The sequence below is a fragment of the Candidatus Synechococcus calcipolaris G9 genome (assembly GCF_029582805.1).
GTDB classification, from domain to species: domain Bacteria; phylum Cyanobacteriota; class Cyanobacteriia; order Thermosynechococcales; family Thermosynechococcaceae; genus Synechococcus_F; species Synechococcus_F calcipolaris.
The window spans coordinates 1,654,213-1,680,188 of record NZ_JAKKUT010000002.1; the positions used below are offsets into that span (position 1 = coordinate 1,654,213).

Below are 25,976 nucleotides of genomic sequence, written 5' to 3' on the forward strand. Positions count from 1 at the left end.
ATCTAGTTATCGTATCTAGTTTATCTCACCTTATATCCTGAACACCCTAACGGCCCTATGAAGCTCACAATTAATCCCGGTGTTAGAACCTCCCTAACCTTAATCACTATTATGCTGGCGATCGGTGGCGTAACGGGCCTGGTGGGTTTTATTTTTGGCCGGGAAGCTCTCCGAGGTGTCAGCCAACCCATTGTGAATCCAATTCTGAGTACCTCCATGGGGGAGGGGAACCGAGGACGGCAAAGCTTTTTGAAGGAAGAAGATATTATTGCCCAGGCTAAAAAACTTACGGGGGGTGACGAAATCAATTCACCGCCAAAACAAGAGGCCCCGTCCCCCAGTCCAAAGCCTGAGGCAAAGAATGAAAATGAACCGGAGGAGGCCCTCACCCTGGGAGAGTTTCCGATTGTGGGTGAAGATCAGGGGATTCGCTTTGAGGTGTCCTCTGCCCGCACCCAAGGGGATGAGTTGGTTTTGCAGGTCTCCCTTAAAAATGACAGCAGCCAAGGGGTACAGTTTCTCTATACTTTTTTAGAAGTGACGAATGATAAAGGGGAATCCCTTAGTGCTTTGACTAATGGTTTACCCACGGAGCTTCCCGCCGGTAGTGATGTGGCAACGGGTACGATTAATATTTCCCAGGCTCTTTTGCGGAATGCCAAGGCGATTAATCTCAAGCTATCGAACTATCCCAATCAAGATGTTGAGTTACACGTTCCTGCCATTCCGGTTGAATAGATGATTCCAATTCTGGGAATACTGGGGCAGACGACCGTTGTCAGTCGTTTAGTTGCCGTGATTATTTTGGTCTTGATCAATGCCTTTTTTGTGGCTGCCGAGTTTTCGGTGGTGGCGATGCGGCGATCGCGGGTGGAGCAATTGGTGAGTGCGGGGGATGTGGGGGCGAAGAAAGTCTATATCCTGCAACAACGGATTGATCGATTATTATCTACGACGCAGTTAGGGATTACCCTGTCTAGTTTGGGGTTGGGCTGGATTGGCGAAAGTACGATGGCCAGTGTCCTGTCCCAGGAGATTTTGCGATTTCCCCTACCCGAATCCCAACGCTACTGGCTGAGTCATAGTCTTGCGGCTCCCTTGGCCTTTGCCATGATTGCTTACTTTCAAATTGTCCTAGGAGAGCTATTCCCGAAGGCGATCGCCCTGCGTCATCCCGAACAGTTAGCCCGAGTCTTGGGGCCGATTAGTCTCATAATTGCGCGGGTGGTCAAGCCGATTATTTGGTTACTCAATCAATCCACTTACGGGTTACTGGGGCTACTCAAGATTTCCTACGATGGTCAACTCTGGTCCCATCAAGTGACCCCGGAAGAATTGCAGTTAATTATTGCCTCAAAGGAATCCAGTGGCTTAGAAGAGGAGGAGCGGGAACTCCTTCGTAATGTCTTTGAATTTGGGGATGTGTTGGTGGAAGAGGTGATGATCCCCCGTACCCAAATTGATGCCCTTTCCGATACCTCTAATCTTCAGGATGTTTTAGATGCGGTAGCCGAGCATGGTCATTCCTATTACCCGATTATCCGTGACTCTCTGGATGATGTTCGCGGTATTCTAGCCTTTAAGGATCTGGCCCAGCCCTTGGCGGATGGAGAATTAACGGGCGATCGCCCCATTAGTGATTGGGTAAAGCCGGCATGGTTTATTCCCGAAGGAACGCCCTTGGGGGAAGTCTTACCGATGATGCAAAAATATCGCCTCAGTATGATTATGGTGCGGGAAGCCGAGTCCAGTGGCACTGCCGGATTAGTGACGCTCCAGGATGTCATTAATGAAATCATTGGCGAGGAAGATAATCATCCAGCCCAAGCGGCCCCCATTCGCCGCCTAGAGGTGGGAACCTATTTGATCCAGGCCCAAACTCACCTTGAGGAGGTCAATGAAACCTTAAAGCTGATGCTGCCGGTGACGGATGATTACCAAACCTTGGCGGGATTTTTACTTTATCAATGGCAAAAAGTACCGGAACTGGGGGAAACCCTTGTCTTTAATGATCTTAAGTTTACGGTGATTTCCCGGGACGGTCCCCGCCTAGATCAGGTGCAGCTTCAGTGGCCCGATGAGGTCAGTACTGAGATCAATGCCAGTTCCGTCACTTCTGTAGAAATACCAAAGCAACTTTAAGTGCTAAAATACTTTGCGACTGGATGATAGCAAATAATGGCCGTCGTTGATTGTTCTGGATACAATTGTTCACTTTCATCCATATACATCCCTATCTGACTGGTTTTTAATAACTCTAGCTGGGTGTATTGATCCTCTAAATTGGGGCAAGCTGGATAGCCAAAACTATAGCGAGACCCTTGATAGCGTTGGGCTAAAATATCCCGAATATTGTCAGGATCAGGGGTACAGTTCAGTTCGCGGCGAATGCGTGCATGGAGCCACTCGGCCAGGGCTTCGGCGGTTTGGACGGCCATGCCATGGAAATAGAGATAGTCACTATATTGATCGGCGGCAAAGAGTTTTTGGGCAACTTCAGTGGCAATTTCACCCACGGTGACGGCCTGCATCGGGAATACATCCACCTGACCCGATTCCACAGGAGCAAAAAAGTCGGCGATACATAAACGACGACCAGATTTTTGCCGCGGAAAGGTAAACTGGGCGATCGCCCGTTCCGGAGCTATATCCTTGAAATCACCCTCTGGATCGTAGAGATAGAGCGTATTGCCTTGGGATTGGCAGGGAAAATAGCCATAGATCATCTGGGGATGGAGTAAGTTCTCGTTAATAACCTTCCCTTTCCATTCCTCCAAAATCGGGTAAACCTTGTCCCCTAAAAACTGATCGTACTCCTGGCGGGATTGCTCCTTGGGTTTGCGAAACTGCCATTGGCCGGCGATCAAGGCTTGCAGATCTAAATAGCTGAAAATCTCGGTTAAGTTAATCTCAGGACTATCAATCAATCGGGTTCCCCAGAAGGGCGGGGTGGGACGTTCAATATCTAAACTCACCGCTTCGGAGCGACGGGTATCGATCGCCTGTATTGATTCTGGAGGTGTGGATTCCCCAGCGGGTTTAGGTAGGGTCTGCGGTGAATGACCATTTTGGGAGTCAATGACGTTTTCTGCCGCCCCCTGCCACTCCGTCTTAAAGCCGCGCAAATCATCCCAATCCCCCGCTTTCTTGGCGGGCATAAGTTGATCCATAAAATGGAGATCCGCAAAGGCATCTTTGCCGTAGATCACCCGTCCGTGGTAGGTTTCTTGGCAGTCCTTGGCCACAAACTTCGGAGTCAGGGCCGCCCCTCCTAAGATTACGGGAACGGTGATCCCCCGTTCATTGAAGACCTGTAGATTCTCTTTCATAAAGGCGGTGGATTTCACCAATAAACCACTCATGGCAATACAATCAGCCCGGTGTTTTTCGTAGGCTTGGATAATGTTTTCCACGGGTTGTTTAATGCCTAGGTTAATGACGCGATAGCCATTATTGGTGAGAATAATATCCACTAGGTTTTTGCCAATATCATGGACATCCCCCTTAACGGTGGCAATAATAAACGTGCCCTTTGCATTATCCCCCGCCTCCTGTTTCTCCATAAAGGGTTGTAAATAGGCGACGGCGGCTTTCATGGTTTCTGCCGACTGCAATACAAAGGGAAGTTGCATCTGCCCCGAACCAAAGAGTTCCCCCACCACCTTCATGCCATCGAGCAAAAAGGTATTAATAATCTCTAGCGGGGCATATTTTTCCATGGCTTTGGCCAGTTGCTCATCGAGGCCAATGCGATCGCCATCAATAATCTGTTGCTTGAGGCGTTCTTCTACGGGTAGGTTGGCATCGCCACTGCGATCGCGCTTGGTGGTTTTGCCTTCAAAGAGTCGGGTGAGTTCCCCCAGGGGATCATAGACACACACCTCCCCCTCAAACCGCCGCTGATCATAAATGAGTTGGCGGCAGATCTCCTGGTGATCGGGGTCAATTTTCGCCAAAGGTAAGATTTTAGAGGCACTGACAATGGCCGCATCTAGGCCCACCTGCATGGCTTCGTGGAGAAACATGGAGTTGAGCACCTGCCTCGCCGCCGGATTTAGGCCAAAGGAAATATTGGAGACCCCTAGCAAAATATGACAGCCGGGCAACTCTTGGCGCATTTGGCGAATGGCCGCGATCGTGGCTAGGCCGTTTTGCCGATCCTCTTCAATGCCGGTGGAAATGGGTAGGGCGAGGGGGTCAAAAAAGATTTCAAAGGGGGGAATCCCGTAGGCAACAGCCGCATTGTAGGCCCGCTGGGCAATGGCAAATTTTTTCGCAGCGGTGCGGGCCATGCCCTCTTCATCAATGGTTCCCACCACCACCCCGGCCCCGTAGGTTTTGGCCAGTTCCAGCACTTTATAAAATCGCGGTTCCCCATCCTCAAAGTTCGTGGAATTGAGCAGGCATTTGCCCCCCGCCACCTTGAGACCCGCCTCCATTTTCTCCCATTCCGTGGAGTCGAGCATCAGGGGCAAGGTGACATTTGTGACCAGACGGGACACCAGTTCGTGCATATCCCGTACCCCATCCCGGCCCACGTAGTCCACATTCACATCCAGAATATGGGCCCCTTCTTTCACCTGCGATCTCCCCAGGGCCACTAAACCATCCCAGTCTTCGCCATTGAGAAGATCCCGGCATTTTTTTGAGCCACTGGCATTGAGCCGTTCACCAATAATCAAAAAGGAGTTGTCCTGATCGTAGGGTTGGGGACTATAGATCGAGGCGGCCGCTGGAATTCGCTGAATTTGCCGCTGCTTGGGTTTGAGGGTGGCAGCCATTTCCGCGAGGGCACCAATATGATCCGGCCGCGTGCCACAACAACCACCAATGACCTGCACGCCCAAGTCTTCCACAAACCGGGCCAGGGCTAGGCGTAGTTCCATGGGGGTGAGTTTGTAATGGGCATGGCCACCGACATTTTCTGGCAGGCCGGCATTGGGAATACAGGAAATGGCAAAGGGAGAATGGGCAGAAAGATAGCGAATATGCTCCGCCATTAAATCCGGCCCCGTGGCACAGTTCAAGCCCAAAATATCAATGGGATAGGGTTCTAAAATCGTTAGGGCCGCCCCAATTTCTGAACCGACAAGCATGGTGCCCTGCTGCTCCACTGTCACCGACACCATCAGGGGTCGCCGCTCTCCTTTTTCGCTAAAGACTGCCATCACCCCATTCAGAGCCGCCTTAATCTGGAGGACATCCTGGCAGGTTTCAATGAGAAAGAGATCTACGCCGCCATCAAATAGCCCCAAGGCCTGCTCCTGAAACGAAGCCTGCATTGAGTCGTAGTCAATGTGTCCTAGGGTGGGGAGTTTCGTGCCTGGGCCAATGGAACCCGCCACAAATCGGGGTTTTTCGGGGGTGTCAAATTCCGCGGCCACGGATTTGGCCAGTTCAGCGGCCCGTTTACTCAGTTCGTAGGCGCGATCGCCCAGGTCGTATTCGGCTAAAACAATGGACGAGGAGCCAAAGGTATCCGTTTCAATGACATCGGCCCCGGCCGCCAGAAAATCCTGATGGACTTTCGCCACCGCCTCCGGCTTTGAGATCACTAAATATTCATTGCATCCCTCGTACTCCTTACCGCCAAAATCTTCAGCGGTTAATTCCTGTACCTGAAGATTGGTTCCCATTGCCCCATCAAAGACGAGGACACCTGCATCACGATTATGGAGGCGATCGAGGAAACGATTAGTCATGGCAGAACTCAAGGGTAGCTGAGATAGAAAGGGGAATTGAATTTAGTAATTTCTACGATACCCTTATTCCGAACTCAGGGGAGGGCGCAAAGAAGAGAAGATCAGGGGATACAAACCCCAGGAAGGCGTTATAGTGAGGGGTGAAAGAATTTCCTTAGCCCAGGTTGGGGGCCTGCCATGACAAATACGACAACACCAAGCGTTCTCAATCCCATTAACCGCCCAGACGTGCCCCAGGAATTGGGTGAAAATATTATTCTCACCTCCCTCAATGACGTTTACGATTGGGCCCGCCTTTCAAGCCTATGGCCCCTCCTCTACGGCACGGCGTGCTGCTTCATTGAGTTTGCGGCCATGATTGGCTCCCGCTTTGATTTTGATCGTTTTGGTTTGGTTCCCCGGAATAGTCCCCGCCAAGCGGATCTATTGATTACCGCCGGTACAATCACGATGAAAATGGCTCCAGCCCTTGTGCGTCTCTATGATCAAATGCCCAATCCCAAGTATGTGATTGCCATGGGAGCCTGCACTATTACGGGGGGAATGTTTAGCTCCGATTCCTACTCCGCTGTGCGGGGAGTCGATAAACTAATTCCGGTGGATGTGTATTTGCCCGGTTGTCCGCCGCGCCCAGAGGCGATCATGGATGCCATTATTAAGCTCCGCAAAAAAATTGCCAATGAGCATATTAATGAGCGGGGAAATCTAGCCCAAACCCATCGCCTCTATACGGTGAAACACCAAATGAAGGCCGTTCCTCCCATTTTGACCGGGGAATATCTGAATGCCGCTTCCCGCCAAGCTCCACCCCAGGCGATCGCTGAGGCCATGGGAATGCCGGTTCCGGCGATTTTAGAGGCTGCTTCTGAGTCCGTTCCCCTTACCCCTTAACTTGACTTGAGCAGGGATACGGCTTCCCAGGTTCAACCCTGGTTATATTGGCTCCTCTGGCCCCTTCATCGCCTTCTGCTATTTATCTATTTCTCTAATATAAAAATAATCGGCCGCGAACATCTCCTCAGCCAGGGAGCCTGTATTCTTGCGCCGAAGCACTGTAGTCGTTGGGATCCCGTTATCCTAGCCTTGCTTCGGCCATCTCCCCTACGATTTATGACCAATGCCAACCAATTTTCAGGAATTCAGGGATGGTTTATTCGTCGGTTAGGGGCTTTTGCGGTGAATTTAAGCCGACCCCAACCCTCCTGTTTACGCCATTGTCAGGAACTATTGGCTTCTGGTCAAACTCTGGTTCTCTTTCCAGAAGGGGGCATCCAACCCGATCGCCTCCGTCCCCTCAAATCTGGTTTAGCTCGCATTGCTCTCCAGGCTGAAGCCCTGACCCATCAACCTATTCCCATTATTCCCATTGCCCTAGGATATGCCCCTGCACCTAAATTTCGCGCCCAAGTGTGCATTTATATTTGTCCCCCCCTATTTACGACGGACGCGGTAGAGAGTATCCGCCCATCGGACTCAGAATTAGAAAATATGCCAGAGCCACGGGCGATCGCCCAGGCCATGACTCAACAGTTACAACAGTCTTTAGAAGTGGGTCTAGCCCAGATCAACACCCTGATCAATTCAATAGAATAGGCTTCTAACTGTTGAGCTGTGATGTTAGCCACATTTCTAGATCATCGAAGCCTTGAAAATCCAAGAGAGCTTCCCCCAAGGATTCCAATTGGTCGAGGGATAACCCATATATCTGGTGAACAACCCCATCAGGGAGAGTCCCCAGTCGTCGGCGGAGTTGGCGGAGGACAAGGGTACATTCGCCCTCTAATCGTCCTTTTTGCAGCCCTTTGCGTTCCCCTTCCTGAAGAATTTCTTGATAAATCACTGATTCGCGCATCATTCCCTCCCGAAAAATATAGCCATGAAATACTGGATTCAATCGGTTCTCATCGCTCCCTTGGCATTGCTTTCAGTTCTTGAGTCTATCAAAACGGTACAAATTCTTCTTGTTGTTGCAGATCACGCAGTAGATAACCGGATATATTCAGAAAAAGACGTTATAAAGCTGTTGCACTCCTCTTTGAAAGTCACTGATTAGAGCAAAATATACTTCGTGGTAATCAGTAGGTAGACAGCCCCAACCGTCAAGCCCTTAAAATTAAAGGTAAGTGCATGAGGTCAACCCAATGCAAATTACTCTGAACCTGCCTGATCACCTCAGCCAAGCTGAAACCTTTAACCAGGGCGACTGGCTTCGGGAGATTGCAATTGCGCTGTTTCAGCAAGAGCGGATTTCCCTCAGCCGCGCCAGCAAGATTGCGGGGATGGAAATCATGGAATTTCAAAAGCTGCTGGCAAATCGGGGTATTTGTGTTCATTACGATGTAGAAGACTTTGAGCAGGATGTTCAGCATCTGCGCGATCGCGGCTGGCTATGATCGTTGTCAGCGACACCTCTGCCCTTTCTAATCTTGCTATTATTGATCAGCTGTGGTTGCTAGAAGCCATTTATCAAATCGTTATTATTCCTGATGTTGTTGCCAGCGAATTAGCAGCCGCTAGCAATCTCAAGATTTCAGCCATTCTCAAAGTGGGCTGGCTTCAAACCCAATCCCTGACAAATACCCAACTTTCTGACCAACTGCAACAAGAACAGGGACTCAATGCCGAGGAATTTCTCATTAATGGACGGTTAGATCGCCGTGAAGCCACTCGCCTAGGGCTTTCCATCCCAGGTGTTTTGGGAATTTTGCTGATTGACGGACAAGCTAGACTGCTATTGTTTTCATGCCAATGAACCCCTAGAATAGAACATCAAACACTGTCTTGAAAATATAGCCATGAAATTATGGATTCAATCGGTTCTCATCGCTCCCGTAGTGGTGCTTTCAGTTCATGAGTCTGTCAAAGCAGTGGAAAGTTCCTCGGTTGTTGAGCAGAGACTTGAGCAGCCACAAAGTGCCCAGCCTACTTTACTGACTCAGAAAGAATTAGCTCAGAAAGAACTCGACGAAGCCAATGAACTGTATCAGCAAGCCGAAAATCTCTATTATAAAAGAGACTATGAAGCCGCCCTGCCCCTATACCAGCGCAGTTTAAGGATTCGGGAAAGGGCATTAGGTGAGAATCATCCCGATGTTGCCACAAGTCTCCGTGGTCTGGCCGAGTTACACTCCAGCCAAGGAAATTATGGGGCTGCCTTGCTCCTGCATCAGCGCAGTTTAAGGATTCGAGAAACCGTATTAGGTAAGAATCATCCCGATGTTGCCCAGAGTCTTAATAATGTGGCTCTTTTGTACTCCAAACAAGGGAATTATGAAGTAGCCTTGCCTCTGTATCAACACAGTTTAAGGATTCGGAAAACCGCGCTAGGAGAAAATCATCCTGATGTTGCCCAGAGTCTTAATAATCTAGCCAGTTTATACTATAAAAAAGGAAATTATCAAGTAGCTTTACCTCTGCATCAACGCAGTTTAAGGATTCGAGAAACTGTATTAGGTAACAATCATCCTGATGTTGCAACGAGTCTTAATAATCTGGCTCTTTTATACTCAGACCAAGGGAATTATGAAGCTGCCTTGCCCCTATATCAGCGCAGTTTAAGAATTCGAGAAACCACATTAGGCGAGAATCATCCCAGGGTTGCAACGGTTCTTAATAATTTGGCCAACTTATACCATGAACAAGGAAGCCATGAATTAGCCTTGCCTCTGTATCAACGCAGTTTAAGGATTTTGGAAACTGTATTAGGGGAGAATCATCCCAATCTTGCAACGATCCTTAATAATTTGGCTAATTTATACTCTGACAACGGAAATGAGGCGGCCGCCATACCCCTACGTCAACGCGCTGAAAGGATTCAACAAATGGGGGGTTCTCCTTAGGGAATGAAGTTATACAATATTTGTGTCTTTTGGTTATTGTTTTTATGCCAATAAACCCCTAAAATAAGGCATCACACACTGTCTGAAAAATATAACCATGAAATTCTGGGTTCAATCGGCTCTCATCGCTCCCTTAGTGGTGCTTTCAGTTCTTGGATGTACAAACAATGTTGATAAAGCCGATGAACTGCATCAGCAAGCCACAATTCTTTATGAACAAAGAGACTATGAAGCGGCCCTGCCCCTATATCAGCGCGCTCTAGAGATTCGAGAAACCGCACTCGGTGAGAATCATCCCGATGTTGCAGCTAGCCTTAATAATCTGGCTCTTGTATACTCTAACCAAGGAAATTATGAAGCCGCCTTGCCCCTGTATCAACGCAGTTTAAGAATTGTGGAAACCGAGCTGGGCGAAAATCATCCCAGTGTTGCAGGTACCCTTAGTAATCTGGGTACTTTATACTCTCGCCAAGGAAATTATGGAGCCGCCTTGCCCCTATTTCAACGCAGTTTAAGGATTCGAGAAACCGCACTCGGTGCAAATCATCCCGATGTTGCAGCTAGCCTTTATAATCTGGCTCTTTTATACTATGACCAAGGGAATTATGAAGCCGCCTTGCCCCTGTATCAGCGCAGTTTAAGGATTTTTGAAACCGAACTCGGTGAGAATCATCGCGAGGTTTTAATGGTTCTTGATAATCTGGCTGAATTATACTCTCGTCAAGGAAATAATGAAGCCGCCTTGCCCCTACGTCGACGCAGTTTAAGGATTCGAGAAACCGCACTCGGACTCACCCCGACGTTTCATTGAACCTCGCTCTCTTGGCTGCCTTGTACCACGACCAAGGAAATTATCAAGCTGCCTTGCCCCTGTATCAACGCAGTTTAAGGATTCGAGAAACCGCACTCGGTGAGAATCATCCCGATGTTGCAGATAGCCTTGAGAATCTGGCTAGTTTGTATTCTGAACAAGGAAATGAGGCGGCCGCCTTACCCCTACGTCAACGCGCTGAAAGGATTCGACAAATGGCGGGTTCTCCTTAGGGAATGAAGTTATACAATATTTGTGTCTTTTGGTCATTGTTTTTATGCCAATAAACCCCTAAAATAAGGCATCACACACTGTCTGAAAAATATAACCATGAAATTCTGGGTTCAATCGGCTCTCATCGCTCCCTTAGTGGTGCTTTCAGTTCTTGGATGCACAAACAATGTTGATAAAGCCAATGAACTGCATCAGCAAGCCACAATTCTTTATGAACAAAGAGACTATGAAGCGGCCCTGCCCCTATATCAGAGCGCTCTAGAGATTCGAGAAGCTGAACTGGGTGAGAATCATCCCGATGTTGCAGATACTCTTAATAATCTGGCTGCTTTATACTCTGACCAAGGAAATCATGAAGCCGCCTTGCCCCTGTTTCAACGTAGTTTAAGGATTTATGAAACCGAACTGGGTGAGAATCATCCCGATGTTGCAGATACTCTTAATAATCTGGCTGCTTTATACTCTGACCAAGGAAATTATGAAGCCGCCTTGCCCCTGTTTCAACGCAGTTTAAGAATTTTTGAAACCGAACTGGGTGAGAATCATCCCGATGTTGCAAATACCCTTAATAATCTGGCTGCTTTATACTATGAACAAGGAAATCATGAAGCCGCCTTGCCCCTGTTTCAACGCAGTTTAAGAATTTTTGAAACCGAAATTTTTGAAACCGAACTCAGTGAGAATTATCTCGATGTTGCAGATAGCCTTGATGTTGCAGATAGCCTTGATCTTCTGTCTGCTTTATACGTTCGCCAAGGAAATTATGAAGCTGCCTTGCCCCTGTCGCAACGCAGTTTAAGGATTCAGGAAACCGAACTCGGTGAGAATCATCCCGATGTTGCCACTAGCCTTGGTAGTCTGGCTGCTGTATACGCTCTCCAAGGAAATCGTGAAGCCGCCTTGCCCCTGCGTCAACGTAGTTTAAGGATTCGAGAAACCGCACTCGGTGCGAATCATCCCGATGTTGCAGATACCCTTAATAATCTGGCTCTTTTATACGCTCGCCAAGGAAATCATGAAGCCGCCTTGCCCCTGTTGCAACGCAGTTTAAGGATTTATGAAACCAAACTAGGTGAGAATCATCTCAGTGTTGCATATACCCTTAATATTCAGGCTCTTTTATACTCTGAACAAGGAAATGAGGCTGCTGCCTTACCCCTACGTCAACGCGCTGAAAGGATTCGACAAATGGGTGGTTCTCGCTAGGGCATGGGTAACTATACTCGGTGAGGTACTAGAAAAAATAAGGACAATGGCATCCCCCCTGGGGTATGGATACTCAAACCCAAGGCCAAACATTACCTTGAACCCCTTGCCTGTCACGCTGATCTCTGGGGGCTTATCCTAAATAGGGGGGATATATCCATTGAGGAACGACAGACAACATCATGGCCACTACTGCTGACTTAATGACGGATTCTACTCTTCTGCTGGTAGATGGTCATTCCTTAGCCTTTCGTTCCTACTATGCCTTTGCAAAGGGTCGAGAGGGGGGGCTACGCACATCTACCGGTATTCCCACCAGTGTTACGTTTGGTTTTTTAAGAACACTGTTGGATGTCATGAAAACAGAGCAGCCCAATCATTTAGCGATCGCCTTTGATTTAGCAGAACCCACGTTTCGTCATCAGGCCGATGAATCCTATAAGGCAGGCCGGGTGGAAACCCCAGAGGAATTTATTCCAGATATAGAAAACTTACAGGAATTACTGGGGGCCTTAAATATTCCCATTTTGACCCGGTCTGGCTATGAAGCCGATGATGTGATTGGTACCGTGACCCGGCGAGTCCATGAACAGGGATGGAAGGTGAAAATCCTGAGTGGCGATCGCGATTTATTTCAACTGGTTGATGTCAAGGGTGATATTCAGGTTCTATATCTGAGTTCCTCGTTTAGTAAAAATAATCTCGCCCAGGCGATCGGGCCGGAGCAAGTGAAGGAAAAACTGGGGGTATGGCCCCATCAGGTGGTGGACTATAAAGCCCTTTGTGGGGATCCCTCAGATAATATTCCAGGGGTATGGGGCATTGGCCCGAAAACAGCGGTGCAATTACTGGAGCAGTATGAATCCCTTCAGAATATTTATGACCATTTAGGGGAGTTAAAAAAAGCAACGCGCCAGAAATTAGAGGACGGTAAGACAGCGGCGGATCATTCTAAATTTTTAGCCCAAATCATCTGCGATATTGCCCTAGACATTGATCCAGAGGCGTTACGTTTAAGTCCCTTTAATTGGTCTGAATTGGATCCCCTGCTACATAAGCTAGAATTTCGGGCCCTGCGCCAAAATCTACAACAACTGGATCAGTCCTTAGGAGGTGAAACCTCGGAAGAAGAGGGAGATACCTGGTTTTTCGCGGCGGCGGATACTCCCCCAGCCTCCCCAGTACGGGTGACGATCATTGATTCAGAAGAGAAACTAGCAGATCTCGTCAAAACCCTGGAAACCTGCAAAGATCGCGAAAACCCCGTTGCCTGGGACACGGAAACGACGGCATTGACCCCTCAGGATGCAGAATTGGTGGGCTTGGGTTGTTGTTGGGGGGCAGAACCGGATCAGGTGGCCTACATTCCCTTGGGCCATCACCAGGGGGAAAATCTAGACTGCCCTAAAACCTTGGAAACTTTACGACCCATTTTGGAGGGCGATCGCTATCCCAAGGTGTTACAAAATGCCAAGTTTGATCGCCTCATTTTACGATTTCAAGGCATTCAATTGGCCGGGGTAGTATTTGACACAATGCTGGCCAGTTATGTTCTCAATCCGGAGAGTAGTCACAATCTCACGGATATTTCCCAGAAGTATCTGGCGATCGCTGCCCAAACCTATAAAAGTGTTGTGGAAAAAGGCCAGTCCCTAGCAGATTTAGACGTAGCCACCGTGGCGAACTATTGCGGCTTAGATGTCTATACGACATTTTTGTTGGTGGCGAAACTAAAGGCCGATTTAAGGTTGGCCCCGGCCCTGGTAGAGTTGCTCTTAAATGTGGAATTACCCCTAGAGCCGGTGTTGGCGGATATGGAGTCCCGGGGAATTCGCATTGATCAGGATTACTTAAAGGAGCTTTCCCAAGAATTAGAGGAGCGATTGGAGGCGATCGCCACAGAAAGCTATGACCTTGCCGGGGAGGTTTTTAACTTAAATTCACCCAAACAACTCAGCGAACTGCTCTTTAATAAACTGGGTTTAGATACCCAGAAAACCCGCAAAACAAAACTGGGCTATTCCACCGATGCCGCAACCCTAGAAAAATTAGAACAGGATCACCCGATTATTCCCTTAATTACAACCCATCGTACCCTAGCAAAACTGAAATCAACCTATGTCGATGCCCTGCCCTCCTTGGTGCGTCCGGATACGGGGCGAGTCCATACAGATTTTAATCAGGCGATTACGGCTACGGGGCGGTTGTCCTCCTCCAATCCCAATTTGCAAAATATTCCCATCCGCACTGAGTTTAGTCGCCAAATTCGTAAGGCATTTATCCCTGAACCCGGCTGGATTTTAGTGGCTGCCGATTATTCCCAAATTGAATTGCGAATTTTAGCCCATTTAAGTCAGGAACCTCGCCTTTTAGAGGCCTATCAAAATAATCAAGATGTGCATCGCCTCACGGCCCAACTACTCCTGGAAAAAGAAGACATCACCAGTGAGGAACGCCGCCTTGCTAAAATTATCAACTTTGGTGTGATCTATGGCATGGGGGGACAACGCTTTGCTCGGGAGGCCGGAGTCAGTTTGGCCGAGGCAAAAACCTTTATTCAACGCTTTTACGATCGCTACCCCCAGGTTTTTAGTTATTTGCAACGCACTGAAAAACAGGCCGTCAGCCAAGGCTATGTGGAAACCATTTTGGGGCGACGACGCTATTTTAGTTTTGAAAGCCGGGATGTGGTCAAATTAAAGGGCTATTCCCCAGAGGCGATCGCCGAGGTTGATTTTGGCAAACTAAAAATGAGTCAGTATGAACGTGGACTCCTGCGGGCAGCGGCCAATGCCCCGATTCAAGGCTCTAGTGCGGATATTATTAAAGTAGCTATGGTGAAATTGGCAAAAATTTTGACTCAAAATCCTGAATGTACAGAAAAGACCAAAGGTAACGGCAAGCCCTACCAAGCCCGACTACTCCTACAGGTTCATGATGAACTGGTGTTAGAAATGCCCCCGGATGAATGGCCCCAATTGGAGCCGATTATTACAACTACCATGATTCAAGCCGTTCCCCTATCCGTCCCGCTTCAGGTGGAGATTCACAGGGGCGAAAATTGGATGGATGCCAAGTGACCTGTCCTTAAAGCTTTCAACCTTAACTTAAAACTCCGGCGATCGCCCATAGACCCGCCCCCGCCATTGGTTGGGCCGCTGAAACGAGGATAGGGTAATCCGCCAAACACTCAGACTATCCGCTAGGGGGGATAGCCAGAATAATCCCGAAAATGATCCTTTACCTTGGCCCATCTGCCAGTCGTACACCGGGGCGATCGCGGCGGTCATTAACCAGCGAATTCCCAGGAGAAGCCCATTTAAGCCTAGGGCCCAGATCAATGTCGGGAATGGTTCTGGCACAACCATGACTGCCAAGCCAAAGAAAATGGTACCTAGCAGAGGAAACCCCTGCACTGCCCAGAGAAACCAAAGGTCTCCCCACAGTTGGGCCGTCGCTGTGGCATCCTTCAAATCCAGGGAGCGGCCCCACTCCCGCCAAGTTTCCCGGGCCCCTTCATACATCCGCACCTTGAGAACCGGTGAACCATCCCGAAAGGAGACCCGTGCCCCCCAACGAGCCCCATGGCGCACTAGGGTGACATCATCACAAAAGGAGGTCTGCGCCGAACAATAACCATTGATCTCCTCTAGGAGCGATCGCCGAATCAGCAGACATTGGCCATTGGCAAGGATCCGCGCCGGTTCCGGCTCCACAATTTTGGAAGCCCCAAAGCGATAGATCAGCGTCATCAGTAGCGAGGGCTGCAACCACCATTCCCCTGGAAATTTCAAGACAAAGCGGGGAGAGAGGGAGAGAATATCTAGGTGATCCTGTTGGGCCGTTTGCACCAAACTGGCCACTAACCCTGGCTGGGGCAACGTATCCGCATCCAGTCCTAAAATCCAGGTACTCTCTGGCGAACTGTGGCGAAATCCCGTATGCAGAGCCCATGGCCGCCCCACCCATCCTGGGGGCAGGAGATCATCCTCCACTAATCGCAACCGTGGATCCCGAGATTGGGCGGCCCGCACCAGATCCGGCGTACCATCCTGGGACTGACTATCGACAATGAGAATTTCCCGTACCTCATAGCCTTGACGCATCAACCCATCTAAACAGGGCTGAAGCCGCTGGGCCTCATTTAGGGTTGGAACCACCACCGTCACTGAGGCTAAATCCAACACCCGTGATGTTCGGGGTTTCAGGGCCGAAGGACGATTTAAGCCGGACATCAAACGGCCCACAAGAATAGCTAATCCTGGGGTCTGAACCAATAGGCTGAGGGTGGCAATGGCCCCTAGAGCACCATTACTTAGCAACACTGGAAACCGTTAGGATATCATTGGCACTGGCCGGCGGTAGCTCTGTGGCCAAGGTGGGTAAGACGATAGGCGTTTTTGCCCACAGGAGTACCACGGGTAATACACCCATCAAAAATCCTAAACTGGCGGGAATCCAAAACCGTTCATCTAAGGAGGTGAGGGTAATCATTGCCCCAAAGGCAAAGTTCACCAGATAGACCACTAAGGGAGTTGTCAACTGCGATCGCACCAAAAGAATCGGCTTTTGCCACCATGTCACCATTGCCACTGCCATGAAAACTGCCCCCGTTCCTGCCCAACCCAGAATATTGCGGTAGGGCATACCAAAAAATGCGCCAACTTCCTGAAACTGCCAAAAGGGAACCGCCGCCTGACTCATGGCCGGGTCTAACACAAAATCCCAGGCCGTCAGAAATACCGCAGCAAGGGCAACCGTTGCCGCCCCCGCCCAGAGGGCAACCTTTTTTTGCTGACGTATAAATGCACCTATAACCCCACTGTAGGCGAGGAGAAAGGTGATAAACCCCATATAAAACCAGGAGAGGGGAATCGTAAAAGGGACTAAGCCAGCAATCTTGTAACCTAACCCACTCAAATAGCTGTAGTGGCCAAAGGGAAACCCCGTACTCGTTCCCAGGAGTTCACTGGTGAGGGAAATCCCCACGGCGGGCAACACAAAACCCCAGAGTTTCCAGGGGCCAACGATACGCCAGCCATAGAGGGCGATCGCCACCGCACCTAAGACAATATAAACGACCCCACCGCTGCCCATACTCAGTTGAAATAACTGCTGGCCCCATTGGGGTAGAGAAAGAATAAACTCTGGATGGGGAACCACTAACAATAGACCCGCAAGGCCAAAGATCATGGCGAGAATATGGGTGATCAGACACACCTGCTCGGCAAGCAGAAGGGATTTAATCGGCTTCATCAGGGCAATCCTATAGACGAACGCATTGGCAACAACGGTGATTCCCTTTAGTTTACAGAAGTTTACAGAAATTTAGCCGATCAACGGCACAGATTTGCTATCAATAACCATAGCCCTGAAAATATCCCTAAAAATTTTATCCTCTCTCCACCCCTGAGCAATGATCTACCACTTGCGCATTGCCGACTTACCCAGTGGCGATCGCCCCCGCGAAAAGCTCTTAGAACATGGCAGCCGCCACCTGACCTCCGCAGAACTTCTAGCCATTCTCCTGGGGACAGGCCAGGGGCCGGGTAAGCTCTCAGCGGTGGGCCTGGGGCAACATATCCTCAGGCATCTGAACCAGGGCAACCCTAATGATAATGATCCCGGTGTCTTGAAAAATATTACGGCCGAGGAGTTAATGGCAATTTCGGGGGTGGGGCCGGCCAAGGCGACGGCCATCCTTGCGGCCATTGAGCTAGGGAAGCGGGTACTCCAATCTCGCCCACCGGAAAACACCGAAATAAGTGATCCCAGTTTGGCGGCGGCAACCCTAGCCCAAGATTTAATGTGGCAGACAACGGAACGCTTTGCCGTCCTATTGCTGGATGTCCGCCATCGACTCCTAGGAACCCATGTGATCAGTATGGGGAGTGCCACGGAAACCATTGCCCATCCCCGGGAAATTTTTCGGGAAGTGATCCGGCGCGGTGCAAATCGCCTGATCATTGCCCATAATCATCCCTCTGGGAACCTCACCCCCAGCAAGGAAGACCTGCAATTGACCCGACAGTTATTGCAAGCAGGGCAATTCTTGGCCTTGCCTATCCTGGATCATTTAATTTTGGGTAATGGCGACTATAGTAGTCTGCGGCAAACCACATCCCTTTGGCAAGAGTATCCTCAGGGAGATACCTAGCTTGTCTAGATTCAGGAATTAATCCTCCTCCTCAATTTTTAGAACCCGATTATTGCTCAGATCAACTTCCACTTCATATTCACGATTTTGAGTATAAATTTCTACTTCACAAACATGGCGGCCACTTTCCCATTCAATCTCAACTTCAGCGACATTACCAGGTCTTGCAGCAGTGGCAGTTCTAAGGCAACTAATGACTTGATCCACGGGGACGGCATCTCGCCGACTCGCTAGAGCACCCTCGGTGCGAAGGACAGTAAACAGAAGGATGAGTAAGGCTAGCCAATGATAGCGGACATTAACATTCTGATGTAAGGGCATAAAATCTCCCTTGTAGCTGCATAAAACAAAATATTAGTGACCCGTGGAAATGGTCACAAGTTCCCTAAACGATCAGACTCAATTCTTGACTGAGAACTTACTCGTTTGCAGCATGATGTTAACTTTCGGTGTATCTTGTCTCCATGGCAAAATTTCGCATTCTAGTCTATGCTTGGTTCAAGCTAAGGACTGTTTTGTTTTGTTTAGGCTGAAAACGCTATGCAAATACGTCGTCGCCCCCCCAACCCCGCTGTTATGGTTCAACAATTGCACTACCAAGTTCAGGTTTCGGATGCTGCTCCCCGCCACATTCTCGAAGAAATCGTCTGGCATAAGGAAAAAGAAGTTGCCCAACGCCGTGAGGCCCTGCCCCTACCAGAATTGCAACGCCAAGTCTTAACCGCTCCCCCGGCTAGATCGTTTTTAGCCGCTCTGCAACATCCCCAAACCCAACCGGCCCTGATTGCCGAAGTGAAAAAAGCCTCCCCCAGTAAGGGGGTGATTCGGGGCGATTTCGACCCGGTAGCCATTGCCAAGGCCTACCAGGCTGCTGGAGCAACCTGTCTATCGGTGCTGACCGATCAGAAATATTTTCAGGGTAGCTACGACTATATGAAGCAAATCCGGGCAGTGGTGGATTTACCGTTACTCTGTAAGGATTTTATTATTTATCCCTATCAAATGTACTTTGCCCGACTCCATGGGGCCGATGCGGTTTTACTCATTGCCGCTATTTTGCCCGATCGGGATCTACGCTACTTTATCCGTATTGCCCAGGGTTTAGGAATGCGGGTTTTGATTGAGGTGCATACCCTAGAGGAAATGGATCGGGTCTTAGCCCTAGATAATGTCCAAGTGATTGGTATAAATAACCGCAATCTTGAAGATTTTTCCGTCAATATTGAAACCACGGAAAACCTTATGGCGCAACGGAAGGAGCAAATTGTGGCAAAAAATGTCCAAATCATTAGTGAATCTGGCCTCCACTCGCCTGAGGATATTGCCCGGGTTTCCCAAGCTGGGGCAACGGCGGTGCTTATTGGTGAATCCCTTGTTCGTCGGGATGGAGCCGATGACCATCTCAGTGAGGGCGATCGTATGAAAAAACGAGTTACCCATCTATTGGCGCAAACAACGCCACCGCTACTTAACCCATAAATTCAATTCATAAATTCATAAACTACTAATATTTACCTTTGTAACTTATGCCCTTAAAGGCGGTTTTATTTGACTTTAATGGTGTGATTATTGATGACGAAAACCTACACCAGGAACTCATCAATGAGATTCTTCTCGGTGAAAATTTACGTCCCCAGCCAGAGGAATATCAGCAGTTTTGCCTAGGCCGCAGCGATCGCGACTGTTTGGATAATTTACTGCGGCGGCGGGGCCGTTTTATTACGCCGGACTACCTAGATAAATTAATTGCCCAAAAGACCCAAGCCTACCAAACTCGATTGGGAACCATTGATCCCTTTCCCTTTTTTCCTGGGGTAAAGGAGTTTATTCACCAACTAACCCAAGGAGGCATTGTCGGGGCGATCGTGACGGGGGCGATCCGCCAAGAGGTAATGATTGCCCTAGAGCGGGGGCAACTTAAGGAGTTCTTCGGGGTGATTGTGACTGCGGAGGATGTCTGCCAAGGAAAACCGGATCCGGAGGGCTATCTTCTTGGGGTAAAGCGGCTTCAGCAGATCTATCCAGAGATGGACATTGAGGTAGGGGATTGCCTGGCGATCGAGGATACCTTTACGGGGATAGAAGCTGCAAAAAAGGCAGGCTTGGCGATCGTGGGGATAGCCCATACCTATCCGTTTCATATGTTGCAGCGACGCTGTAATTGGGCGATCGATCAGTTTGAGGCCTTAGAACTGGATCGAGTTAGGCAGGTTTGGGGAGCAGAACCTGTCTCCAAGAGTATATCTGGGCGTTAGTCATCCCAACCCTTTACTCAGCAACTTCTCAAGGATTCCTCGGCAAATGGGATAGATTAAGAACATGGTTAGCTTTTTGGCCCTGTTGCCGCGATCGCTCACAACATTCCTCTATGCCGTTGCTGCACTTCTGAGGTTTTATGGCACAAGTACCGCAATCCCCCTGCCCTGGTTCCGACTCACCACCCTCCAGTGGAGCCTCTTGGCGTTCAGTTTGGGCACAGCGTCTTTGGTGGCTAATCTCGGCCTTGAGTGGAACACTGAGCGTCGAAGAAGATATAAAGAGGCTGAGGAAAGAGACCGAGCTAATGAAGAAAGAGAACGAGCGACTCGCCGAACTAGAATCCAAAATCGATGGATTATTTTCCAAATACGGCATTAGCTTCAACCCAGTCAACAAACCCGATCAGCCCTGAATGATTTCATCGCCTTTCTTGAGGAATATGGCGAGTTTTAGGACAATGGGCCGGTGAGATAAACTAAAGGGATGGTTAGCTTTTTAGCCCTGTTGCCGCGATCGCTCACAACATTCCTCTATGCCGTTGCTGCACTTCTGAGGTTTTATGGCACAAGTACCGCAATCCCCCTGCTCTGGCTCCGATTCACCACCCTCCAGTGGAGCCTCTTGGCGTTCAGTTTGGGCACAGCGTCTTTGGTGGCTAATCTCGGCCTTGAGTGGAACACTGAGCGTCGAAGAAGATATAAAGAGGCTGAGGAAAGAGAACGATCAGATAGAGAACGATCGTTTGCAACTGAGGAAAGAGACCGAGCTAATGAAGAAAGAGAACGAGCGACTCGCCGAACTAGAATCCAAAATCGATGGATTATTCTCCAAATACGGCATCAGCTTCAAGGGAGCGAACAAACCCGATCAGCCCTAAGGGATTTTATGTCATTTATGGAAGAATATGGCGAGAGTTAACTACTATTTTCGCTGGAGGGAGGAATCTCGGCATGGATTGTAAATCGAACATGATTCAAGGCTAAATCCCCTAAGCGCAGACCGCGATCGCGGTAATTTGTGGTTTCAAACCGCATCCCTTTACTGAGTTCCACATGGTACCAGGGTAAACCCATAAAAAAGCGGGTGGGATAGGGGCCCCGATCAATCACATCATCTGGATTTGATTCCATGGGCAACCAGCCATAACCCGGCACATAGAATTCTAACCAGACATGATTGTAGGTGGGTTGGAGGGGAACTCCCCGCTGATCCGGTAGTGGCGGACATTTATAACGGCCGACGGTGCGGCAAGCAATCCCATTCAAACGAGCCAAGGCTAAAAGCACTCCCACATACTCGCCACAGGAGCCGACTCCCCGCTCTAATACTAAATCAGGGGTTTCAATTTTGGGCCGTAGGGCATAGGAGAGGCGATCGTAGACATAATTACGGATTTTAAGCATCTTCCGTAAAATATTTGTTTCTGTGCCCACTGCTTCGCGAGCCGCATCTTGAACAATCGCCGTACTCATCGATAATTCATCATTATCAATCAGGTAAAGCTGAGCAAATCCTTCCGGCAACGATAGCGTCTCATCAATATCATCGGGACGTAAGTGATATTTAATTGCCCGTAATTCGAGCCAGGCCCGCCAACCAAAGAAACGGGATTCCTGGGGACGCAGTTCTGGGAAATCAAAAATAGCGACCTGTTGATCACCGACGGTATCTAAACGAAAAGGAGTACCGACCGGCTCAACCCGCAGAACTTTCTGGCGTAAGGATTCCGCTGGCAGGGCAATACGCCACTCCAGATTATCTAAATGCACGGAGTCGAGGGGCGAAATCTCTTCCACATAGGACATCTCGACTAAATAGCCATTGGAGAGGGTGTAATGCTCCTGCTCTTGGGTCTCAAAAACAAGGGGATGGATGGAGGTGTAGTCGCGGGAGGCAATTTCTAAGGGGGTCTCTAAGTTATTGGGATTATCCCGTAGGTAAGGTTCTTCGCCGGCGTAGGTAACCCAGAATAGTCCCTGATCACTAAAGCTGAGGGCCGTAGGATCGGTAAAGGGCGTAAGGGCCGCAGCTAAAATCTCTCCTGTCTGACGATCCAAGCGATAGACTGACTGCTCAAGGCGATCGCACACCCAAAGGGCATCCGGGCGGATAGCCAAGTTTTCTTCACCAATGCCAGGGGCAGGAAGTTTCCCCAGTTCCTTACCCGTTTGCCGATCTAGGTGATGAATATACCCCGATTTTTGACAGGTGATATAGACCCCCTGCTCATCAACGGCCACCCCCTGCACGGGATAGCTAAATCGCTCAAAGGGATGGATGGTTAAATCCGGTAAGACACAGTAATAAACCCAGTCATCTTGACAAAACCAGAGGGTATCTTGCCAAAGACAGAGACCCTGGGCATCCAGGAATTCATCCCCGTGATAGGGATTAAGTATTTCACTGTGATCATTCTCAGGATTAATCAGAAGTAAATAGCCCCGCACCCGATCTAGGGCCAACAAACTAGAACCAACCGTTCCCTGGCAAAAGGGCATCCGAGGTAGTTGACGTAACCAGAGTGCTTGGGGATCCACCCAGGCTAACCCATAGAGCTGATAAGCTCCTAGGGGCATGACCGTGCGCCATTGGGCATCAACTGTACTCACTACCTTAGACAAGAGATCTCCATGGGCAGTCTCTTCACTGGTCATATGTTCTCCTTGGAGATCTCGAGACGATTAACTACTCAACGGTTTGCGGCTCAACAGCTTGGGGGAGTAGTTCCCGCCGTTCCGTTGTTTTGATTTTGACCTGGCCCGACTCGTCCACATCAATGAGGGCCGTGTCTCCATCTCGCACCCGCGCCGAGAGCATTTCTTCCGCTAGGGTATCCTCTAGGAGCCGCATAATGGCCCGACGCAGGGGCCGTGCCCCGTAGCTGGGATTATAGCCTTCATCAATGAGGCGATCCTTGAACCGCTCGGTGACTTCCAGGGTAATACCTTTTTCCGTTAAGCGGGCAAAGACTTCCTTGAGCAGAATCTCGGCGATTTCCTTCACCTCATCCTTGGTCAACTGCCGGAAGACAATGATCTCATCCAAGCGGTTGAGAAACTCAGGACGGAAATACTGTTTCAGTTCTTCATTCACGAGGGAACGAATCCGGTTGTACTGGGATTCCGCCGGATTATCACTGCCAAACTCAAAGCCGAGGCCACCGGCCCCCTTCTCAATCACCTTGGAGCCAATATTGGAGGTCATGATCAAGAGGGTGTTTTTGAAGTCTACGGTGCGTCCCTTGGAGTCCGTTAAGCGGCCATCTTCCAGGATTTGCAGGAGCAGATTAAAGACATCGGGGTGGGCTTTTTCAATCTCATCAAAGAGAACCACCGTGTAGGGCCGCCGGCGTACTGCTTCGGTGAGTTGACCGCCTTCGTTGTAACCCACATAGCCCGGAGGAGAGCCAATGAGTTTAGAGACGGTGTGCCGCTCCATGTATTCCGACATATCTAGGCGGATCATGGCTTCTTCGGAGCCAAAGAAATAGGTGGCCAGGGCTTTGGTTAGCTCGGTTTTACCTACCCCGGTCGGCCCGGAGAAAATAAAGCTGGCAATGGGACGATTAGGATTTTTGAGACCCACCCGTGCCCGTCGAATCGCCCGAGAAATGGCCTTTACCGCTTCGTCTTGGCCAATCACCCGCTGGTGCAGGGTATCTTCCATGTGCAATAGTTTTTCGGACTCGGTTTCGGTGAGTTTGCTAACGGGTACGCCCGTCCAAGAGGCAACAATATGGGCGATGTCCTCTTCTGTCACCATGGGGGATTCATCTTCACCCGTGGTGGTTTCTGCTTTTTTCTGCTGGGCAATGGAGCGAATTTGGGATTTGAGTTCCATTTCCCGATCGCGCAGTTCACCCGCTTTATCAAAGTTCTGGGCCCGCACGGCATCGTCTTTGTCCTTGAGGACTTGTCGCAGTTCTTTATCCAGTTCCTTGGCCGCAGGGGGCAGTTGGGAATTAATTAAGCGCACCCGGGATCCCGCTTCGTCAATCAGGTCAATGGCCTTGTCGGGCAGATAGCGATCGCTGATGTAGCGATCGGAGAGCTTGGCGGCAGCTTCTAGGGATTCATCTAAAATTTTCAGCTTGTGGTGCTTCTCGTAGCGTTCCCGCAGACCATAGAGGATTTCAATGGTTTCTTCTACGGAGGGTTCACCCACCATTACGGGCTGGAAGCGTCGCTCTAGGGCCGCATCCCGTTCAATGTGCTTACGATACTCATCGAGGGTGGTCGCGCCAATGCACTGTAATTCACCCCGCGCTAGGGCTGGCTTAAGAATATTGGCCGCATCGATCGCCCCTTCCGCTGCTCCGGCTCCAATCAGGGTATGGACTTCATCAATCACCAGCACAACGTTACCGGCCTGGCGGATTTCATCCATGATTTTCTTGAGCCGCTCTTCAAATTCGCCGCGATATTTGGTTCCGGCAACCAGTAACCCAATATCTAGGGTGACAACTCGTTTTTCGTGGAGAATATCAGGAATATCATTATTGGCAATGCGTTGGGCTAACCCCTCGGCGATCGCCGTTTTACCGACCCCAGGCTCCCCAATCAAGACGGGATTATTTTTCGTCCGCCGACCTAGAATTTGGATTACCCGCTCAATTTCTTTTTGCCGACCCACCACAGGATCCAACTTGCCGTCGATAGCCATCTGGGTGAGATTGGCCCCAAACTCGTCTAGGGTAGGCGTTTTAGTGCGTCCCTGCCCACCACCTCCGGCGGCAACTTCGGCGGTTTCTCCCAACATCCGAATCACTTGGGTGCGGACTTTAGAGAGATCAACCCCCAGATTTTCTAGTACCCGGGCCGCCACCCCTTCTCCCTCCCGGATTAAGCCTAGGAGTAAATGCTCCGTACCAATATAGTTGTGGCCCAGTTGACGAGCCTCCTCAAGAGAGAGTTCTAAAACTCGCTTAGCACGGGGGGTAAAGGGAATTTCTACGGCGACAAAACCGGAACCGCGACCGATAATTTTTTCGACTTCAATCCGGGCATCCTTTAGATTTACGCCCATTGAGCGCAGCACCTTGGCAGCCACCCCGGTTCCTTCGCCAATTAAACCTAGAAGAATTTGCTCTGTACCGACAAAGTTATGTCCCAGGCGGCGGGCCTCTTCCTGAGCCAGCATAATCACCTTGATGGCTTTTTCTGTAAACCGTTCAAACATGACCCTACCCCAAATGGTTCCTGCGTGCTGGTATGAACAATCTTAACACGATAATTTCCTTGGCATTATTTATGCTAACGTACCTCCAGTCTAGATTTCCTGACCCGATCGCGACAGGTACGGATTTCGCCCATCCATCGTTTTTGCAGATCCCTTGACTATGGGGCTTAGTTGTTATACAAGAACAACATTTTCCTGTTCATTGGGATCATTCCGGGCAACAATGGCCTTTGCGGGTTCTGTTTGACTTAGGTTAACAGGTTGGTGGGGTACATTGGCGGGAATATAGATAAAGTCGCCAGCCTCATTGATGATTGATTTTTGCAGTCCTTGGCCATAACGGGTTTCCACCCGGCCCTCGAGTAGGTAAATGGCGGTTTCAAAGTCTTTGTGGTAGTGGGGTTCCGCTGCCGCCCCCGGTGGAATAATCACCAGGTTCATGGAAATTCCCTGGGCTTGGGCGGTTTGGGCTGAGACACCAACAAAGTAGGGCAGTTTTTGGCGAGTATGGATGCTGGCATCAGGGCGAATGGTGGTAATGTCGCCATCGGTGGATTCAGACATGGTGATCACCCTAGTCGTTAAGATTG

At 49.6% G+C, this 25,976-nt stretch carries 23 protein-coding genes; 15 read left to right on the forward strand and 8 right to left on the reverse strand.

The genetic code is table 11. The annotated features are described in order from the left end of the window. The first annotated feature begins 57 nt into the window (after nucleotides 1-57). Both L3556_RS10975 and L3556_RS10980 read left to right on the forward strand, forming a co-directional pair. The gene (locus L3556_RS10975) at nucleotides 58-738 is read left to right on the forward strand and encodes a hypothetical protein (RefSeq protein ID WP_277867313.1); all 681 of its coding nucleotides are present in this window, start codon (nucleotides 58-60) and stop codon (nucleotides 736-738) included. Further along, nucleotides 739-2,142: a hemolysin family protein gene (locus tag L3556_RS10980; protein ID WP_277867314.1), complete on the forward strand. Its 1,404-nt coding sequence runs from the start codon at nucleotides 739-741 to the stop codon at nucleotides 2,140-2,142. It begins immediately after the preceding gene. Here L3556_RS10980 and metH read toward each other — a convergent pair. Further along, nucleotides 2,139-5,702 carry a methionine synthase gene (gene metH / locus L3556_RS10985; RefSeq protein ID WP_277867315.1) on the reverse strand — a complete coding sequence of 1,188 codons (3,564 nt, stop codon included), beginning with the start codon at nucleotides 5,700-5,702 and terminating at the stop codon, nucleotides 2,139-2,141. The genes L3556_RS10980 and metH overlap by 4 nt on opposite strands. 177 nt (nucleotides 5,703-5,879) lie before the next feature. Between metH and ndhK the strand changes: the two genes are divergently transcribed. Next, nucleotides 5,880-6,593: a photosynthetic/respiratory NAD(P)H-quinone oxidoreductase subunit K gene (gene ndhK, locus L3556_RS10990; protein ID WP_277867316.1), complete on the forward strand. Its 714-nt coding sequence runs from the start codon at nucleotides 5,880-5,882 to the stop codon at nucleotides 6,591-6,593. Nucleotides 6,594-6,599: 6 nt separating this feature from the next. Beyond that, nucleotides 6,600-7,295 carry a lysophospholipid acyltransferase family protein gene (locus L3556_RS10995; RefSeq protein ID WP_277867317.1) on the forward strand — a complete coding sequence of 232 codons (696 nt, stop codon included), beginning with the start codon at nucleotides 6,600-6,602 and terminating at the stop codon, nucleotides 7,293-7,295. A 4-nt stretch (nucleotides 7,296-7,299) separates the two neighbouring features. On the opposite strand, the gene L3556_RS11000 is transcribed toward L3556_RS10995, so the two are convergent. Then, complete coding sequence (locus tag L3556_RS11000; RefSeq protein ID WP_277867318.1) at nucleotides 7,300-7,596, reverse strand: DUF4351 domain-containing protein; 297 nt, start codon at nucleotides 7,594-7,596, stop codon at nucleotides 7,300-7,302. Nucleotides 7,597-7,843: 247 nt separating this feature from the next. On the opposite strand from L3556_RS11000, the gene L3556_RS11005 reads away from it, so the two are divergent. From L3556_RS11005 to polA, 7 genes are all read left to right on the forward strand, one after another. Beyond that, nucleotides 7,844-8,095, forward strand: coding sequence for a UPF0175 family protein (locus L3556_RS11005; RefSeq protein ID WP_422110763.1), 252 nt, complete (start codon nucleotides 7,844-7,846; stop codon nucleotides 8,093-8,095). After that, complete coding sequence (locus L3556_RS11010; protein ID WP_277867320.1) at nucleotides 8,092-8,454, forward strand: PIN domain-containing protein; 363 nt, start codon at nucleotides 8,092-8,094, stop codon at nucleotides 8,452-8,454. The genes L3556_RS11005 and L3556_RS11010 overlap by 4 nt, the downstream gene beginning before the upstream one ends. Before the next feature lie 43 nt (nucleotides 8,455-8,497). Continuing rightward, nucleotides 8,498-9,541: a tetratricopeptide repeat protein gene (locus L3556_RS11015; protein WP_277867321.1), complete on the forward strand. Its 1,044-nt coding sequence runs from the start codon at nucleotides 8,498-8,500 to the stop codon at nucleotides 9,539-9,541. Nucleotides 9,542-9,638: 97 nt separating this feature from the next. Continuing rightward, nucleotides 9,639-10,352 carry a tetratricopeptide repeat protein gene (locus L3556_RS11020; protein WP_277867322.1) on the forward strand — a complete coding sequence of 238 codons (714 nt, stop codon included), beginning with the start codon at nucleotides 9,639-9,641 and terminating at the stop codon, nucleotides 10,350-10,352. 11 nt (nucleotides 10,353-10,363) lie between these two features. Next, nucleotides 10,364-10,585, forward strand: coding sequence for a tetratricopeptide repeat protein (locus tag L3556_RS11025; RefSeq protein ID WP_277867323.1), 222 nt, complete (start codon nucleotides 10,364-10,366; stop codon nucleotides 10,583-10,585). Nucleotides 10,586-10,682: 97 nt separating this feature from the next. Next, nucleotides 10,683-11,792, forward strand: a complete 1,110-nt coding sequence (locus tag L3556_RS11030) for a tetratricopeptide repeat protein (RefSeq protein WP_277867324.1) — start codon at nucleotides 10,683-10,685, stop codon at nucleotides 11,790-11,792. Nucleotides 11,793-11,974: 182 nt separating this feature from the next. Then, nucleotides 11,975-14,872, forward strand: a complete 2,898-nt coding sequence (gene polA / locus L3556_RS11035) for a DNA polymerase I (protein ID WP_277867325.1) — start codon at nucleotides 11,975-11,977, stop codon at nucleotides 14,870-14,872. Nucleotides 14,873-14,899: 27 nt separating this feature from the next. Here the strand turns inward: polA and L3556_RS11040 are convergent, their stop codons facing one another. Both L3556_RS11040 and cruF read right to left on the reverse strand, forming a co-directional pair. Beyond that, nucleotides 14,900-16,114, reverse strand: a complete 1,215-nt coding sequence (locus L3556_RS11040; protein WP_277867326.1) for a glycosyltransferase family 2 protein — start codon at nucleotides 16,112-16,114, stop codon at nucleotides 14,900-14,902. Further along, nucleotides 16,104-17,048: a gamma-carotene 1'-hydroxylase CruF gene (cruF, locus tag L3556_RS11045; RefSeq protein ID WP_277867327.1), complete on the reverse strand. Its 945-nt coding sequence runs from the start codon at nucleotides 17,046-17,048 to the stop codon at nucleotides 16,104-16,106. The genes L3556_RS11040 and cruF overlap by 11 nt, the downstream gene beginning before the upstream one ends. 160 nt (nucleotides 17,049-17,208) lie before the next feature. Here cruF and radC point away from each other — a divergent pair, with 160 nt between their 5' ends. Further along, nucleotides 17,209-17,949 (forward strand): RadC family protein, encoded by a 741-nt coding sequence (gene radC, locus L3556_RS11050; protein WP_277867328.1) that lies wholly within the window; start codon nucleotides 17,209-17,211, stop codon nucleotides 17,947-17,949. Between the two features lie 18 nt (nucleotides 17,950-17,967). Here radC and L3556_RS11055 read toward each other — a convergent pair whose 3' ends face one another. Further along, nucleotides 17,968-18,270 carry a PepSY domain-containing protein gene (locus L3556_RS11055; protein ID WP_277867329.1) on the reverse strand — a complete coding sequence of 101 codons (303 nt, stop codon included), beginning with the start codon at nucleotides 18,268-18,270 and terminating at the stop codon, nucleotides 17,968-17,970. Between the two features lie 219 nt (nucleotides 18,271-18,489). Here L3556_RS11055 and trpC point away from each other — a divergent pair, with 219 nt between their 5' ends. The 3 genes from trpC to L3556_RS11075 all read left to right on the forward strand — a co-directional run bounded on the left by trpC (nucleotide 18,490) and on the right by L3556_RS11075 (nucleotide 21,085). Beyond that, nucleotides 18,490-19,428, forward strand: a complete 939-nt coding sequence (gene trpC / locus L3556_RS11060) for an indole-3-glycerol phosphate synthase TrpC (RefSeq protein WP_277867330.1) — start codon at nucleotides 18,490-18,492, stop codon at nucleotides 19,426-19,428. Nucleotides 19,429-19,475: 47 nt separating this feature from the next. Beyond that, nucleotides 19,476-20,204: an HAD family hydrolase gene (locus L3556_RS11065; protein ID WP_277867331.1), complete on the forward strand. Its 729-nt coding sequence runs from the start codon at nucleotides 19,476-19,478 to the stop codon at nucleotides 20,202-20,204. A 563-nt stretch (nucleotides 20,205-20,767) separates the two neighbouring features. After that, complete coding sequence (locus L3556_RS11075) at nucleotides 20,768-21,085, forward strand: hypothetical protein (RefSeq protein ID WP_479682441.1); 318 nt, start codon at nucleotides 20,768-20,770, stop codon at nucleotides 21,083-21,085. Nucleotides 21,086-21,122: 37 nt separating this feature from the next. Here L3556_RS11075 and L3556_RS11080 read toward each other — a convergent pair whose 3' ends face one another. The 3 genes from L3556_RS11080 to L3556_RS11090 all read right to left on the reverse strand — a co-directional run bounded on the left by L3556_RS11080 (nucleotide 21,123) and on the right by L3556_RS11090 (nucleotide 25,950). Further along, nucleotides 21,123-22,862 (reverse strand): transglutaminase domain-containing protein, encoded by a 1,740-nt coding sequence (locus L3556_RS11080; RefSeq protein WP_277867333.1) that lies wholly within the window; start codon nucleotides 22,860-22,862, stop codon nucleotides 21,123-21,125. A gap of 31 nt (nucleotides 22,863-22,893) precedes the next feature. Continuing rightward, the gene (locus tag L3556_RS11085) at nucleotides 22,894-25,386 is read right to left on the reverse strand and encodes an ATP-dependent Clp protease ATP-binding subunit (RefSeq protein WP_277867334.1); all 2,493 of its coding nucleotides are present in this window, start codon (nucleotides 25,384-25,386) and stop codon (nucleotides 22,894-22,896) included. Nucleotides 25,387-25,560: 174 nt separating this feature from the next. Next, complete coding sequence (locus L3556_RS11090) at nucleotides 25,561-25,950, reverse strand: cupin domain-containing protein (RefSeq protein WP_277867335.1); 390 nt, start codon at nucleotides 25,948-25,950, stop codon at nucleotides 25,561-25,563. Between the last annotated feature and the right edge of the window lie 26 nt (nucleotides 25,951-25,976).